Consider the following 14021-nt stretch of genomic DNA (forward strand, 5'->3'; position numbering starts at 1 on the left):
TTCAGGCCCTTACTTCCTTAGCTTGAACGTTTTCTTTGGCTTTCTTTCTAAAGCGGTAACGCTTATCACTGATGGCGATCGCACCACCTAAGGCCATCAACAGGCTGCCTGCCCATATCCAGCGGATAAAGGGTTTATAGTACAAGCGAACTGCCCATGCATTTCCGTCATCCAGACGCTCACCCATTGCAATATAAAGGTCGCGGGTAACACCAACTTCCAGAGCCGCTTCCGTCATCATAGAACGGGCTGTACGGTAAAAACGTTTTTCAGCATGCAGGGTATTTACATACTGACCGTCTTCAGTGATTTCAAAGTCGGCAATATAACCGTCATAGTTAGGACCGTTATTTTCCCTAAGGCCTGAGAAATAGAAATCGTAGTCGAGAATCTGGAAGCTTTCACCGGGGGCTAGTCTGACATCACGTTCAATGCTGTAGTTCTGCACCATAGCAATACCGATAACAGAAACTGCCAGTCCCACATGGCCTAAAATCATCGACCAATGACTCTTCTGAATCTTCTTCAGACCTGCCATAAAGGTGTGGCGGTGAGTAGCACGCTGATAGATCTCAACGCAGTGCATAGTGATAATCCAGTAAGCCATCACCCAGCCAAGATAAGCCATACCCTGGAAGCTGCCTGCAAACAGAAGGACACTTGCCGCGGCCAGAACAAGGGACAATACCGCACATAAGGCCATCGGCTTAATCAGAGTAGAAACATTGTCTCTCTTCCAGCGGATTAGCGGACCGATACCCAACAGGAATGAGAACGGAATCATCAGCCATGCAAACAGAGTATTAAAGAATGGCGCACCGATAGAGACAGAGCCCAAACCAATCTGTTTGTGAATTAGCGGCAGAAGCGTACCCACCAGCACCACAACCAGCGCAGCAACTAACAGAATATTGTTTGCTAACAGGCCATTCTCACGTGAGAAGAGCGCAAAGTTGCTTCGTACCCTGACTGTTGAGCCTTTCAGGGCAAACAGCAGTAGCGAACCACCGATAACAAAAATCAGGAAGCCGAGAATAAACATGCCCCGCGCCGGATCGGAAGCAAAGGCGTGTACCGAAACAAGGATACCGGAACGAACAAGGAAGGTTCCGAGCAAGCTTAATGAGAATGCAGAGATTGCCAGCAATACCGTCCACGCTTTAAAGGTACCGCGCTTCTCTGTAACCGCCAGTGAGTGCATCAAAGCTGTACCGGCAAGCCAAGGCATAAACGAGGCATTTTCTACTGGATCCCAGAACCACCAGCCGCCCCAGCCGAGCTCATAATAAGCCCACCATGAACCAAGGGCGATACCCAGCGTCAGAAACAGCCATGCTGCCGTTGTCCACGGACGGGACCATCTTGCCCATGCGGTATCCAGTCTTCCTGTCATCAGCGAAGCAATGGCAAAAGCAAAAGCAACGGAGAAACCAACATATCCCATATACAGCATAGGCGGGTGAATAATCAGACCCGGATCTTGTAGTAACGGGTTTAGATCCCGGCCGTCAATTGGGAACATTGGCAATGTTCTTAGGAACGGGTTGGAGGTAAGAATAATAAACAGCAGGAAACCAACGGTAATCATACCCATTACCGCCAGGACTCTTGCTACCGACTCCTGAGGCATTCCACGGCTAAACACCGCTACAGCAACTGTCCAGCCAGCCTGGATCAGAACCCAAAGTAGCAGAGAGCCTTCATGAGCCCCCCATACCGCCGTTAGGCGATAATACCAAGGCAAGGCGCTGTTTGAGTTACTGGCGACATACTTGATAGTAAAGTCGTTGGTATAGAAAGCCCAAAGCAAGATGCAGAATGAAAGCATCAGCATCAGGAACATTCCACATGAAAGAGGACGAGCCGTGCTCATCAGCATATTGGACTGTTTAGATGCCCCTATCAGGGGCAGTATGCTTAACAGAATTGATAAGCCTACAGAAACGATCAGCGCAAAGTGACCAATTTCAGCAATCATTGATCACTTCCTTTTAGTTGCTCTTCACTATAGCCCATTGGTTCATGAACCTTCTCCATCGCTTCAGCGACCTCTGGTGGCATATAGTTTTCATCGTGTTTTGCCAGCACTTCAAACGCTTCTATTGTGTCAGCAGTTTTAAGCACACCCTGAGCGACAATGCCCTGCCCTTCACGGAACAGGTCAGGAAGAATTCCGTCATACTCAATAGTCACTTTCGGTCCTACATCTGCAAGGTCAAAACTGACTTTCAGCGAGTTAGGATCACGTCGCACCGAACCTTCCACAACCATACCGCCAATACGCAGACGCTGACCAACTTCTGGCTTAGTACCGTCTGGTTTACCGTAAACCAGCTCTGTCGGAGTGAAAAATAGATCCATATTCTGGTTAAGGGCATACAGAACCAGCCCTATGGTTGAACTAACCCCGATAAACAGGGCAAGTATAATACCGAGTCGTTTTTTTCGTCTTGGGGTCATAATGTGTTCTCCAGATTCTTCGCTGCTTCAATTCGGGCTTGTCTCTCCTGCTTGCTCTTAATCTCATTTTTGATTTTTTTACTGGTAGCAAGGCTGTTTACCAGCAATATAATCATGGCAAGTGCGGTCACGCCATAGGCGCCCCATACATACCCGCCATATCCACCCATAGCGAAGAAATCGCTTAAGCTTTCAAATTGCATAATGATTAAGACCTCTCAGATGAAACGAGCGACTGAACCCATGGTCTGTGGCTCTCTTTAGACAAAATTTCGTTTTTATAACGCACCAGTGACACGCTGGCGAAAAAGAAGGCGAAGCCAAATATGTTCAGTAGCAATGGCCAAAGCATATCGGACGAAATCGATGGTTTATCAAACTTAGTAATCGTAGCTCCCTGATGCAGGGTATTCCACCACTCTACCGAGAAATGAATAATTGGCAGATTGATAACACCCACGATGGCAAGAATACCAGCGGCTTTGGCTGCTGTTTTCTGATCATCGAAGGCGTGATAAAGAGCAATAACACCTAAGTAAAGGAACAGCAGAATCAATTCAGAAGTTAAGCGGGCGTCCCATACCCACCATGCGCCCCACATAGGTTTACCCCATACTGCGCCGGTTAACAGGGCGATAAAAGTAAATACAGCACCAACCGGAGCCATAGCGGCGGCGGCCATATTGGCAAGGCGTAATTGCCAGACCAGTCCGATAAAGGCAGAAATTGCCATAGACATATAAGCGCCCATGGACCAGATTGCTGACGGAACGTGAATATAGATAATCCGGAAACTGTCACCTTGCTGATAATCGGAAGGAGCAAAAGCGAGCCCCCAGACAGTACCAACAGACAGACAAACAATAGCTATAACGGCAAACCAAGGGAGCAACTTACTGCAAAGATTGTAAGTTGTTTCTGGCTTTGAATAGGGGTGGAGCCACTTCCACATGATAACTTCTCACTCTTACAACTCAGGAAAATTCTCTGAAAGAGAAATTCCCATCGTATTCGTTGTCAATAGCAAAACAATACCCATAAGGTGTTGTTTTGCTGCTCTAATTCACACTTACGCGAAGTGCTGCACTTATTGCAAATGGTGTCAGGGTAACCGACCCGACAAACATTGCTGCCATTATCGCTAACTGCCCGTTAAACGGCATTCCCAAACTTGCTGCATCAATGGCTGACGTAGCAAAAATCAGTATAGGAATATAAAGTGGCAGTATTAACAGACTTAATAAAACGCCACCCTTCTGTAAGCCTACAGTCAGGGCAACCCCGATGGCACCAATAAAACTCAAGGTTGGTGTACCAACCATTAAAGTCAGAACCACAGTCCACCAGGTATTAAAGTCTAGTGATAGCAGTACCGCCAGCAGCGGACTGATTAAAATAAGCGGTAACCCCGTCAGTAACCAGTGTGCAATTACCTTGGCAATCACCACCAGTTGCAGCGGCAGCGGCATCAGCATCATCTGTTCTAGTGAACCGTCCTGAAAATCGTCACGAAACAGACGTTCCAGAGATAAAAGAGCTGACAGCAATGCAGCAACCCAGATAATACCGGCAGCTATTCTGGCCAGCAAATTTGGCTCCGGCCCTATACTGAGCGGAAAAAGAGTAATGACAATGATAAAGAACCAGAGTGGGTTCAAAATGTCAGCCTGTCGGCGAAAAGCGATCAAAAGCTCACGTTTTATAATCATTAGCATGGTTTGCAGCATGTTTAATCACCTAATCTTATTTTTCGCAGCTTAGGCGAATCAGTAAACATATCCTGATGAGTGGTCAGTATCACTATGCCGCCATTCTCAGCATGTTGCAGAAACAGATTCTCCAGTACTTTTACGCCCTGCTTATCAATTGCGGTAAGCGGCTCATCCAGAATCCATAACGGCTGTTTACTTAACCACAATCTGGCTAAAGCAACTCTTCTCTGCTGACCGGCAGACAGCTGAGCAACCGGAACATCTTCGCGACCGGCAAGACCCACCTGTGCCAGAACATTCCATATGGTCTCTTTATCCATATTGGACTTCTGTACCGACTGATAAAAAGAGAGGTTTTCGAATCCGGTCAATTCCCGCTTAACTCCCGTCTGGTGACCAAGAAACAGCAGATCCTGATGGAACAGGTCCCGGTTAGAAACAGTCAGATTGTTGTTCCAGTATATTTCTCCTGATTCACAATCTCCAAGGCCGGCAATAATCCTGAGCAGAGTAGTTTTACCGGTTCCGTTTCGCCCTTCTATCTGGACGATTTCTCCTGTGTTGACTTTAAAAGCGAGGTTTTCAAACAACACTCTGTCATCACGAATTGCAGTAAGATTTGAAACTTCTAACATGAGCTCTAAAAATTAACAAACGAATGGGCATGTTATCACAGTAGCCCGCTTCCAATGTAGGACATAAACAACAGGAAACATAATTAAATTCAATTACCTGATGACCTGTTGTCACAGAATAATAAATTAGTCAGTGAAACAGGAATATCAAGAAAAATTTTTGCACTCTTTTATGACCACAAAAAAAGAGAAGCTATCCGCTTCTCTTCTATTTTCTTGCACTTTGTGGCCGTACAGGTCTGGCTTTAGCGGGCTGTCCGGATATGGGAGGGATTTTCTCCTTCCCTGCAATCTTGTTTTGCAGCGTCATCATCAGTTCAGCTTCCGCTTTAGGAAGTTCACACTCTTCTATAAGCTCTTCTAAACCGGCACCTAACTGAACCATTTTACTTGCCCTGGAGTACATGCGGCTGTCCGCATCGGCATGCTCCAGTTCATTTACCCGCTCAGAAAGGTGCTGAATAACATCCTGTTGCTCAGCCACTTTCTGGCCAAGTCCAACCACAACAGAACGCACTTCCAACAACTGATTATTTGCTTTAGCAACCTCTTTTTCCATACTCCTGACAACCTGACGCTGCTTATCGGCAACCTGTTGTAACTGGCTACGGTTTTTAAAAAGAGAGAAGACCAATACCAGGGCAATCAGAGCGACCCCGCCTAGTATCAGCAACAAGCCGTTGGAACTAAATTGCTCAACCATTACAGGTGTGCCATTTCATTCCATTCTTCGTCAGTGAGAAGTTTGTTAAGGTCAACAAGGATAAGTAGCTTACCATCACGGTTACTAACACCCTGAATAAACTTAGCACTTTCATCTGTACCAACACTTGGTGTGGTATCGATTTCAGAAGAACGCAGATAAACAACTTCTGCTACGCTATCAACCAAAATACCGATCACCTGACGCTCTGACTCAATAACGATAATACGGGTATTATCAGTAATCTCGCCCTGCATCAAACCGAAGCGCGAACGGGTATCAATAACAGTAACAACGTTACCACGAAGGTTGATAATACCCAGCACGTAGTCAGGAGCGCCCGGAACCGGTGCAATTTCTGAATAGCGAAGCACTTCCCGAACCTGCATTACGTTGATGCCGTAAGTCTCTTCTTCCAGTTGGAATGTTACCCACTGAAGTACTTCATCATTTGCCTGATCTTTTTTTACTTCTACTTCATTAACTTGAGACATGTTTTATCCTCTTTGTGTCGCTATCGACAAATCTCTTTCAGCTGTCTAGAGATTTTACATCCATACCAGCATTTAGCATTTTTATCATGGCTTCAACGTGAATCAAAGCGCACATTTTCTCTTTTACCATCCCGGCAAGCCATGGGCGCTTACCAGACATTTCTCTCCAGCGTACCTTTTCGGCACTTAGCTGTTCGGTGCCTTTCAGTTCTGTAGAGGCTAGCCCCCAGTTACTTTCACCCAACATTACCACATACTGATAGGCCTGCTTATACTCTTCATCAGTGAGTCTGTCAGACATAACCCACTTTGCTGTATCCACCACATCGAGTTGATCGTCCTTGTTGGTCTGCAAACCAAGATACCAGCCCGGACGGCCAATCAGGTGACTCATCTCACCCCTACGGTGAATACCGCCTAGCTCGTCCAGAGGAACGGCAAAAGTGACACCATTGACGTCAAAATAGAGCACCTGAAAATCTTCACTACGCGCTACACTGGTCCACTCGTCAAACTCACCTTTACCTGCCTGAGTTTCTAATTCAGTTTGCTGTTCAAGTTCAACATGCTGTTGTTCAATCACTTCCGGCTCGGAAACAACCTCTTCCACAACAGGAACAACTTCATCAACGACGGGAGTGGCTTCTTCAGCAACAACGGTCTCAACATCCCACTCCTGAATCTCTTCAACCAGAGTTTCTGCCTTAGCGATATCACCATTGTTCTTTTCAATGATGGTCTCAATCTCAGGCTCTGCCGCCAGATCCGTTGCTTCGAGTTTATCCAGTAGCTTCTGGACATCTTCTAAATCAGGAACTTCAAACTCGTTATACTCAAGTTCAGTATAGGACGAATGATAGTCAGGTTGTAATTTTGGCTTAAGCTCGTTCTCAGCTTCTGCAACGATCGGTTCAGCAGGTTCCGCTGCAACCGCTGTTAAAACCGGCTCCGGCTCAGTAAACTCCAGCTCTTCATCCAGCAGCGAAGTGAAATATTCATCTAGTGCCTGCTCGCCAGACAGTACGTGCTCTTTGCTATTCATCGAGTGCAAGCCTCTCTAAATAGATAAGCAACTGTTTATAGGCGAACACACCACGACTTCCTTCTGCAAAGTGAGAAGCCGGCAGATGTTTAAGACTGGCATCGCGGAACTTGGTATCAATCGGAATAGCAGAACTCCAGACATGCTCCGGGTAATCTTTCTTAAGCTGATTAAGTGTGGTTAATGATGCTCTGGTACGTTTATCGTACATGGTTGGCACGATAGTGGTTTTGAAAGCACGGTTTCGCGACTTCTGCATAATGGCCAAAGTACGCACCATTCTTTCCAGTCCTTTCATGGCCAGAAACTCAGTCTGAACCGGGATTAAAATCCGGTCGCTGGCCGCAAGGGCATTCACCATCATCACACCCAGAATTGGCGGGCAGTCGATCAACACATAATCATAATCGCCATGTAACGCTAAAAGGGCTCTCTTCAGAATAAGCCCCATACCGCTACGGTTACCCATAACACGGTCCAGAGTGGCCAGTGACATATGAGCCGGAATAATATCAATATTATCGATTTCCGACGCCAGTGTAAGAGGCAATACTGTTTCTCTGGTGATTTCGCTGAGCTGGAAAAGGTCAAAAAGACTCTTCTCAACTTCATCAGAATCATAGCCAAGGTAGGTAGTCAAAGATGCATGCGGATCAGTATCCACAAGTAATACTCTGTGACCCTTTTTGCTCAGCAAACCAGCCAGGGTTACTGTGGTAGTGGTTTTGCCTACTCCACCTTTCTGGTTCGCTACGCTCCAGACGATCATCTTCGCTCCCTAGGACAAACCAAGTTCAACCAGCATGCGTTCTGCAATTCGCTCAAGCGGCAGATCTTCGGTAGAGATATTCGCTTTTGCAACAGCCTGAGGCATACCATAAACAACACAACTCTCTTCATCCTGAGCCCAGATAGTCGCACCGGCGGATTTAAGCATACGTGCACCTTCGCGGCCATCTGCACCCATACCGGTCAATACCATGGACAGAACTTTATCCTGATAAATTTTCGCTGCTGAGCCGAATGTTACATCAACACAAGGCTTGTAGTTCATTCGCTCACCGCCGTCTACGATACGCAGTTTCGCGGCTCCGGGACGACCTTCGATCATCATCTGCATGCCACCCGGCGCGAGATAGGCTACACCCGGTTTCAGCACATCACCATCTTCCGCTTCCTTTACCTGAATCTTACATAGTGAGTTAAGACGGCTGGCAAAAGCAGCAGTAAAGGTCGCTGGCATATGCTGAATCAAGACGATTGGCTGCGGATAGTTGGCAGGCAGCTTGGTAAGTATTTTTTGCAGTGCTACCGGTCCCCCTGTGGAGGTACCAATTGCCGTTAACTGGTATTTTTTACCTGATGCACGGAACTTGCCGGCCGGGGCACGTCGCTCAGGAGCCGCTGTTTTAGCGGTAGCTGTTCCTGCCAGTGGCTTGCGAAGTCCGCTGGCTGACGCTGAAGTCGTAGCAGTAGTCGTACGGCTGGTTGGCGTAGCAACCGGTGTGCGACGACGCATCAACATCTTCTTACGGGCAATCTCCTTAACACGTTGCTGAAGCAGTTGAGTCGCTTCGTCACGGTTACGGGCAATATCCTCAAACTTCTTAGGTAAGAAATCCAAAGCACCGGCGTCAAGAGCATCTAAGGTGGCACGGGCACCATCATGGGTCAGGGATGAAAACATCAGAATTGGCGTCGGCGCCACTTTCATGATCTCTTTCACCGCCGTAATGCCGTCCATTACCGGCATCTCGATATCCATTGTGACAACATCTGGTTTAACTTTAGTGACTTTCTCTATCGCTTCTTTGCCATTGGTGGCTACATCAACTACCTCTAATCTCGGGTCAGCATTAATAATTTCGCTAACACGACGACGGAAGAAGCTTGAATCGTCAACAACTAGTACTCTTACTGCCATATAGTCCTTCTTAAATTCGCGAACGCATCGCGTATTCCTTCAATAGGTTTGGTACGTCTAAAATCAATGCAATGTGACCATCACTTGTAATGGTCGCACCCGCCATGCCCGGCGTGCCTTGCAGCAACTCATCAAGAGGCTTAATCACCACCTCTTCCTGACCAATCAGGCTATCTACTACAAAACCAACTCTCTGGCTGCCAAGCTGGACGATCACCACATGGCCATGTCCTTTACGCTCATCAACACTACCCGCTTTCGGTACCAGCCAGTTCTGCAGATAGAACAGAGGTATCGATTTCTCACGAACGATAATCGTTAGCTGACCATCAACCACGTTAGTCTTAGTCAAATCAAGGTTAAAGATCTCATTGACGCTCGCCAGTGGCAGAGCAAACGGCTGGTCACAAACACCTACCATCAGTGTCGGCAGAATCGCCAGAGTCAATGGTACCTTGATGGTAATCTTGGTTCCTTTACCCAGTTCAGAGTCAACATCGACCGAACCGTTCAGAGTGTTAATGGCGGTTTTAACCACATCCATACCAACACCACGGCCGGAGATATCAGAAATTTTCTCTTTACTGGAGAAGCCCGGTGCAAAGATAAGGTTAAAACACTCTTTGTCTGTCAGGCGTGATGCAGCTTCAGTATCCATTAACCCTTTGTTGACAGCGATTTCGCGCAGCTTATCAGGGTTCATACCGCCACCGTCATCAACGATAGCCAGTTCAATATGATCACCTTCCTGAGACGCAGACAGGATTACTTTACCGGTTCTCGGTTTACCCGCTTTCTCACGTGCGTCCGGCATTTCAATACCATGGTCAACGGAGTTACGTACCAGGTGGATCAGTGGATCGGCTAGTGCTTCTACCAGGTTCTTATCCAGATCGGTATCTTCACCGCGCATTTCAAGAACAATGTCTTTTTTCAGGGTACGGGCGATATCACGTACAACACGAGGGAAACGGCCAAACACTTTCTTGATTGGCTGCATGCGGGTTTTCATCACCGCGCCCTGCAAGTCTGCTGTCACGATATCAAGGTTAGCCACCGCTTTTGACATCTCTTCGTCATTACGGCTCAGACCAAGGCTCACCAGACGGTTACGCACCAGTACCAGCTCACCCACCATATTCATGATGGTATCAAGGGTCGAGGTATCGACACGGACTGTTGCTTCAGCCTGAGGTTTAGCGGCTGCCTGTTGTTTTGCTTTCGCCTTGTCATCTTTAGCCGGCGCTTTTGCAGCAGGTTTGGCTGCAGGTGCTGCGGCTTTAGGTGCAGGAGCAGGTTTCGCAGCTTCAACTGCTTTAGGCTTAGCAGCTTCTACGTTGGCTGATGCAGGTTTAGTGGCGGCATCCAGCTCTTCCTGAGACGGGCCTTTGCCTGAGCCATGAAGTTGATCAAGCAACTTCTCGAACTCATCATCCGTCATCAGATCCTGATCGTCATTCGTCGCACCAGAAACCGGTGCTGCTGGTGCCGGCGGAGGGGTTGGCTCTGCTACAGGGGCAGAATCTCCGGCGCCCGGAGCCCCACCTTTGCCGTGCAACTCATCCAGAAGTTTTTCAAACTCATCATCGGTAATATCACCGTTGTCCGCTGCAGGTGCACTTGCCGGTGCAGCAGGAGCTGGTGCTTCAGCCTGAGCACTGCTACCAGGTGCACCGCCTTTTCCGTGCAGTTCATCCAGTAGCTTTTCAAATTCATCCTGAGAAATATCATCGATAGAGCTATGTTGTGCAGCCGGTGCTGATTCTTCTGCCACTGGCTCAGGTTCGGCCTCGACAACAGGTTCAGGTTCAGCAGCAGGTGCACTCGCCGCTGCTTCATCTGCACTTTCCGGCTTACTTAGCCTGTGCAGCTCTTCCAGCAGAGCAGGATCAGCAGGTGTTAATGAATCTCTTTCCTGCACTGCGGCAAACATAATATTGATTGCATCAAGGGCCTGAAGAATGGTGTCCATCAGTTCAGCCGTAACTGAACGCTGGCCGTTTCTGAGAATATCAAACACATTCTCAGCACCGTGACACGCATCAACCAGTTCTGTCAGCGAAAGGAAACCAGCTCCGCCTTTTACCGTGTGGAAGCCTCTAAAAATTGCATTTAACAGTTCTGTGTCTTCAGGGTTATTTTCCAGCTCAATAAGTTGTTCTGATAACAACTCGAGAATCTCACCCGCTTCGACTAAAAAGTCCTGTAGAATTTCTTCGTCTAATTCATAGCTCATACATTACCCTTAGAATCCAAGACTCGATAATAAGTCATCAACATCGTCCTGAGATGAAACCGCATCTTCTCTTTCATGAGGGTTAAGTATTGGCCCCTCAGCTTCTACAGATGCTTTCTTTTCTGTTTCTGGTTTTGATTCAGACTCAATACCAAATGTCGATATAATATCTACCAGTCGGTCTTCAACTTCGCGTACCAGTGTGATGACCTTAGAAATAACCTGACCCGTCAGATCCTGAAAATCCTGAGCCATCAGGATTTCTGTTAACTGACTTCTCAGCTCAGTACTATCACCTTCTACCTGAACCAACAGACTATCTATCTCATGGCACAGGTTTTTGAACTCACTCAGCTCGATTCTTCCCTTCATCAGGGCATTCCATGTCGGCCTCACTTTTAAGAGACATTCATGCAAATTATCGGCAATAGGCAGAGACGCTTCGACTGCATCCATGGTACGGTTTGCTGCCAGTTCAGTTTTAGCCAGTACATATTCAAGGCGATCACGTGCATCAGGGATCTCTTCGTTAGCTATTTCGCCCATTCTTGCGTCAAATTTAAATTGACCAAGGGCATCATGAAGATCCCGGGTAAGAGTACCGACTTCTTGCAGCATCGGGTTTTCTGTACCTTGGAAAATTGATAGCACTTTTGCGTCAGCTTCTTGCTGCTTGCCGTCTTCAAGCAGGGAAACCAGCTCTTTCGCTTGCTCTAAAGAAATCATCTTAATCAAATCCTTTCACGCGAGTTATAATTAATCTTTGCGTATCAAAGATTTATAAGCGTTCAAAAATCTTATCTAATTTTTCTTTTAGAGTCGCAGCGGTAAATGGCTTAACGATATAACCGTTCACACCAGCCTGAGCCGCTTCAATAATCTGCTCACGCTTAGCTTCTGCTGTGATCATAAGAACCGGAAGGTGTTTCAGCTCGGCATCAGCACGAATGTTCTTGAGCAAATCAATACCTTGCATGCCTGGCATATTCCAGTCAGTTACCACAAAGTCAAATTCCCCTTTCTTCAACATCGGTAGCGCAGTCAGGCCATCATCCGCTTCCTGAGTGTTGTTGAAGCCCAGATCACGTAACAGGTTCTTTACGATACGGCGCATTGTTGAGAAATCATCAACAATGAGGATTTTCATGTTTTTATTCAAAATTACCTCCACTGAGTTTCAAGTCAGTGTAATTAATCGTCTTGCGTCCACGCACTTAGCTTAGCCCGCAGACGTTGCATTGATTGGCTATGTATTTGGCTGACACGAGATTCGCTGACACCTAACACTTCTCCAATTTCTTTTAAATTTAGTTCTTCATCATAGTAAAGTGAAAGAACTAATGCTTCTCTTTCAGGGAGTTCTTTGATCGAATCGACTAAAGCACGACGAAAATTCTCGTCAGCAACTCCCTGAAATGGTGAATTTTCTCTACTCTCTTCATCGGTGGCGATAACATCTTCTGAAACACCGAGATCTTCAATACCCACTAAACGGGAACAATTTATGTCTGATAATGCCGTGTGATACTGCTCAATGGTCATGTTCAGATGACGGGCAACTTCTGCATCAGTCGGGTCACGGTTCAGTTCCGTTTCCAATTCATTAATTGCCTGATTGATGGAGCGATTGTTTCTATGGACAGAACGGGGCACCCAGTCCCCTTTCCGGACTTCGTCAAGCATCGCGCCGCGAATCCGAATTCCAGCGTAGGTTTCGAAACTGGCCCCTTTTGAATTGTCATAATTCTGCTGAGCCTCTATTAATCCGATCATTCCTGCCTGAATCAGGTCATCCACCAGTACGCTGGGGGGCAGTCTTCCAAGCAAGTGATGCGCAATACGTTTGACTAAGTCCGAATACTGTTCCAAAAATGAGTTTTGATTAGTTACATTCGCACGTTGGTCATATGTCAGCGCCTTATTCACCAAAAGGCTCTCCTACGGGTTCTCGTCTATTGAGCAACCTTTCCACAAAAAATTCCAGATGTCCACTCGGGGTTTTCGGAATCGGCCAGCTTAACGCCTTGTTTGCTAAAGAGCTTAACGCTAGTGCGGCTGGCGAGCGAGGAAAAGCATCCACTACTATTCGCTGTTTTTTTACTGATTGACGTACTTTATCATCTAATGGAATACATGCTACGAGTTCAAGGCTAACATTCAAGAATCGCTCTGTGACCAAGGTCAACTTTGCAAACAATTCTCTGCCTTCACGGTAACTTCTGACCATATTAGCAACAATTTTAAAGCGCTGAACTTCATGTTCGCGACTTAAAAGCTTAATCAAAGCATATGCATCCGTGATAGAGGTCGGCTCATCGCAAACCACGACCAGAACATCCTGAGCCGCCCGCGAAAAGCTGACTACCATATCAGAAATACCGGCTGCTGTATCGATAATTAGTACATCCATCTCCTCTTCTAAAGAGCCGAATGCCCGGATTAACCCTGCATGCTGAGCGTGACTTAGCTCGGTCATGCTTTGTGTTCCTGACGTTGCAGGAACAATTTTTATCCCGTGAGGACCTTCTACAATACAGTCCTTAAGCTCACATTCCCCTGCGAGAACATGACCTAAATTCTTTTTCGCTCTGAGCCCCAGCATAACATCTACATTTGCCAGCCCTAAATCCGCATCAAGAACCATTACTTTTTTGCCCTGACGTGCCATAGAGATTGCCAGGCTTAGCGCAACATTCGATTTACCGACGCCACCTTTACCACCCGTTACTGAAATCACTTTGGTCAGTGTCGGTTGTGTCAGCCGGCGAAGGCCGCTTGCTTGATCTTGCATTTTATCGTTCATCATAGTTATCTG

16 protein-coding genes are annotated in these 14021 nt (G+C 46.9%); all 16 read right to left on the bottom strand.

The window, feature by feature from the left end; translation table 11 throughout:
• Position 1 precedes the first annotated feature (1 nt).
• The 16 genes from PK654_RS11345 to PK654_RS11420 all read right to left on the bottom strand — a co-directional run bounded on the left by PK654_RS11345 (position 2) and on the right by PK654_RS11420 (position 14009).
• Positions 2-1978, bottom strand: coding sequence for a heme lyase CcmF/NrfE family subunit (locus PK654_RS11345; protein ID WP_271695903.1), 1977 nt, complete (start codon positions 1976-1978; stop codon positions 2-4).
• On the bottom strand, positions 1975-2460 hold the full coding sequence (gene ccmE / locus PK654_RS11350; RefSeq protein WP_271695904.1) for a cytochrome c maturation protein CcmE: 486 nt from the start codon (positions 2458-2460) through the stop codon (positions 1975-1977). The genes PK654_RS11345 and ccmE overlap by 4 nt, the downstream gene beginning before the upstream one ends.
• Positions 2457-2663, bottom strand: coding sequence for a heme exporter protein CcmD (gene ccmD / locus PK654_RS11355; RefSeq protein WP_271695905.1), 207 nt, complete (start codon positions 2661-2663; stop codon positions 2457-2459). The genes ccmE and ccmD overlap by 4 nt, the downstream gene beginning before the upstream one ends.
• A gap of 5 nt (positions 2664-2668) precedes the next feature.
• Positions 2669-3412 (bottom strand): heme ABC transporter permease, encoded by a 744-nt coding sequence (locus PK654_RS11360; protein ID WP_271695906.1) that lies wholly within the window; start codon positions 3410-3412, stop codon positions 2669-2671.
• A gap of 106 nt (positions 3413-3518) precedes the next feature.
• The gene (gene ccmB, locus PK654_RS11365; protein WP_271695907.1) at positions 3519-4187 is read right to left on the bottom strand and encodes a heme exporter protein CcmB; all 669 of its coding nucleotides are present in this window, start codon (positions 4185-4187) and stop codon (positions 3519-3521) included.
• A gap of 2 nt (positions 4188-4189) precedes the next feature.
• Entirely contained in the window at positions 4190-4807 is a 618-nt protein-coding gene (ccmA, locus tag PK654_RS11370) for a cytochrome c biogenesis heme-transporting ATPase CcmA (RefSeq protein WP_271695908.1), read from the bottom strand.
• Positions 4808-5015: 208 nt separating this feature from the next.
• Entirely contained in the window at positions 5016-5510 is a 495-nt protein-coding gene (locus tag PK654_RS11375; RefSeq protein ID WP_271695909.1) for a DUF2802 domain-containing protein, read from the bottom strand.
• Entirely contained in the window at positions 5510-6004 is a 495-nt protein-coding gene (locus PK654_RS11380; protein WP_271695910.1) for a chemotaxis protein CheW, read from the bottom strand. The genes PK654_RS11375 and PK654_RS11380 overlap by 1 nt, the downstream gene beginning before the upstream one ends.
• A gap of 37 nt (positions 6005-6041) precedes the next feature.
• Positions 6042-7046 carry a chemotaxis protein CheW gene (locus PK654_RS11385; protein ID WP_271695911.1) on the bottom strand — a complete coding sequence of 335 codons (1005 nt, stop codon included), beginning with the start codon at positions 7044-7046 and terminating at the stop codon, positions 6042-6044.
• Positions 7039-7815: a ParA family protein gene (locus PK654_RS11390; protein WP_271695912.1), complete on the bottom strand. Its 777-nt coding sequence runs from the start codon at positions 7813-7815 to the stop codon at positions 7039-7041. Before PK654_RS11390 ends, PK654_RS11385 begins: the two co-directional genes overlap by 8 nt.
• Positions 7816-7824: 9 nt before the next feature.
• On the bottom strand, positions 7825-8970 hold the full coding sequence (locus PK654_RS11395; protein WP_271695913.1) for a protein-glutamate methylesterase/protein-glutamine glutaminase: 1146 nt from the start codon (positions 8968-8970) through the stop codon (positions 7825-7827).
• A gap of 10 nt (positions 8971-8980) precedes the next feature.
• Positions 8981-11206, bottom strand: coding sequence for a chemotaxis protein CheA (locus PK654_RS11400; RefSeq protein ID WP_271695914.1), 2226 nt, complete (start codon positions 11204-11206; stop codon positions 8981-8983).
• 9 nt (positions 11207-11215) lie between these two features.
• Positions 11216-11932, bottom strand: a complete 717-nt coding sequence (locus tag PK654_RS11405) for a protein phosphatase CheZ (RefSeq protein WP_271695915.1) — start codon at positions 11930-11932, stop codon at positions 11216-11218.
• A 52-nt stretch (positions 11933-11984) separates the two neighbouring features.
• On the bottom strand, positions 11985-12353 hold the full coding sequence (gene cheY, locus PK654_RS11410) for a chemotaxis response regulator CheY (RefSeq protein WP_137357623.1): 369 nt from the start codon (positions 12351-12353) through the stop codon (positions 11985-11987).
• 44 nt (positions 12354-12397) lie between these two features.
• On the bottom strand, positions 12398-13132 hold the full coding sequence (locus tag PK654_RS11415; protein WP_271695916.1) for an RNA polymerase sigma factor FliA: 735 nt from the start codon (positions 13130-13132) through the stop codon (positions 12398-12400).
• Positions 13125-14009: a MinD/ParA family protein gene (locus tag PK654_RS11420; RefSeq protein ID WP_271698863.1), complete on the bottom strand. Its 885-nt coding sequence runs from the start codon at positions 14007-14009 to the stop codon at positions 13125-13127. The genes PK654_RS11415 and PK654_RS11420 overlap by 8 nt, the downstream gene beginning before the upstream one ends.
• Between the last annotated feature and the right edge of the window lie 12 nt (positions 14010-14021).

It is taken from the genome of Vibrio sp. SCSIO 43137, from assembly GCF_028201475.1.
Taxonomy (GTDB): domain Bacteria; phylum Pseudomonadota; class Gammaproteobacteria; order Enterobacterales; family Vibrionaceae; genus Vibrio.

Coding starts and splice junctions, on each gene's coding strand:
- ccmD (WP_271695905.1), bottom strand. CDS start 2,663: ATGCAATTTGAAAGCTTAAGCGATTTCTTCGCTATGGGTGGATATGGC.
- ccmB (WP_271695907.1), bottom strand. CDS start 4,187: ATGCTGCAAACCATGCTAATGATTATAAAACGTGAGCTTTTGATCGCT.
- PK654_RS11405 (WP_271695915.1), bottom strand. CDS start 11,932: ATGATTTCTTTAGAGCAAGCGAAAGAGCTGGTTTCCCTGCTTGAAGAC.
- PK654_RS11375 (WP_271695909.1), bottom strand. CDS start 5,510: ATGGTTGAGCAATTTAGTTCCAACGGCTTGTTGCTGATACTAGGCGGG.
- PK654_RS11385 (WP_271695911.1), bottom strand. CDS start 7,046: ATGAATAGCAAAGAGCACGTACTGTCTGGCGAGCAGGCACTAGATGAA.
- ccmE (WP_271695904.1), bottom strand. CDS start 2,460: ATGACCCCAAGACGAAAAAAACGACTCGGTATTATACTTGCCCTGTTT.
- PK654_RS11400 (WP_271695914.1), bottom strand. CDS start 11,206: ATGAGCTATGAATTAGACGAAGAAATTCTACAGGACTTTTTAGTCGAA.
- ccmA (WP_271695908.1), bottom strand. CDS start 4,807: ATGTTAGAAGTTTCAAATCTTACTGCAATTCGTGATGACAGAGTGTTG.
- cheY (WP_137357623.1), bottom strand. CDS start 12,353: ATGAAAATCCTCATTGTTGATGATTTCTCAACAATGCGCCGTATCGTA.
- PK654_RS11380 (WP_271695910.1), bottom strand. CDS start 6,004: ATGTCTCAAGTTAATGAAGTAGAAGTAAAAAAAGATCAGGCAAATGAT.
- PK654_RS11360 (WP_271695906.1), bottom strand. CDS start 3,412: ATGTGGAAGTGGCTCCACCCCTATTCAAAGCCAGAAACAACTTACAAT.
- PK654_RS11390 (WP_271695912.1), bottom strand. CDS start 7,815: ATGATCGTCTGGAGCGTAGCGAACCAGAAAGGTGGAGTAGGCAAAACC.
- PK654_RS11420 (WP_271698863.1), bottom strand. CDS start 14,009: ATGAACGATAAAATGCAAGATCAAGCAAGCGGCCTTCGCCGGCTGACA.
- PK654_RS11345 (WP_271695903.1), bottom strand. CDS start 1,978: ATGATTGCTGAAATTGGTCACTTTGCGCTGATCGTTTCTGTAGGCTTA.
- PK654_RS11395 (WP_271695913.1), bottom strand. CDS start 8,970: ATGGCAGTAAGAGTACTAGTTGTTGACGATTCAAGCTTCTTCCGTCGT.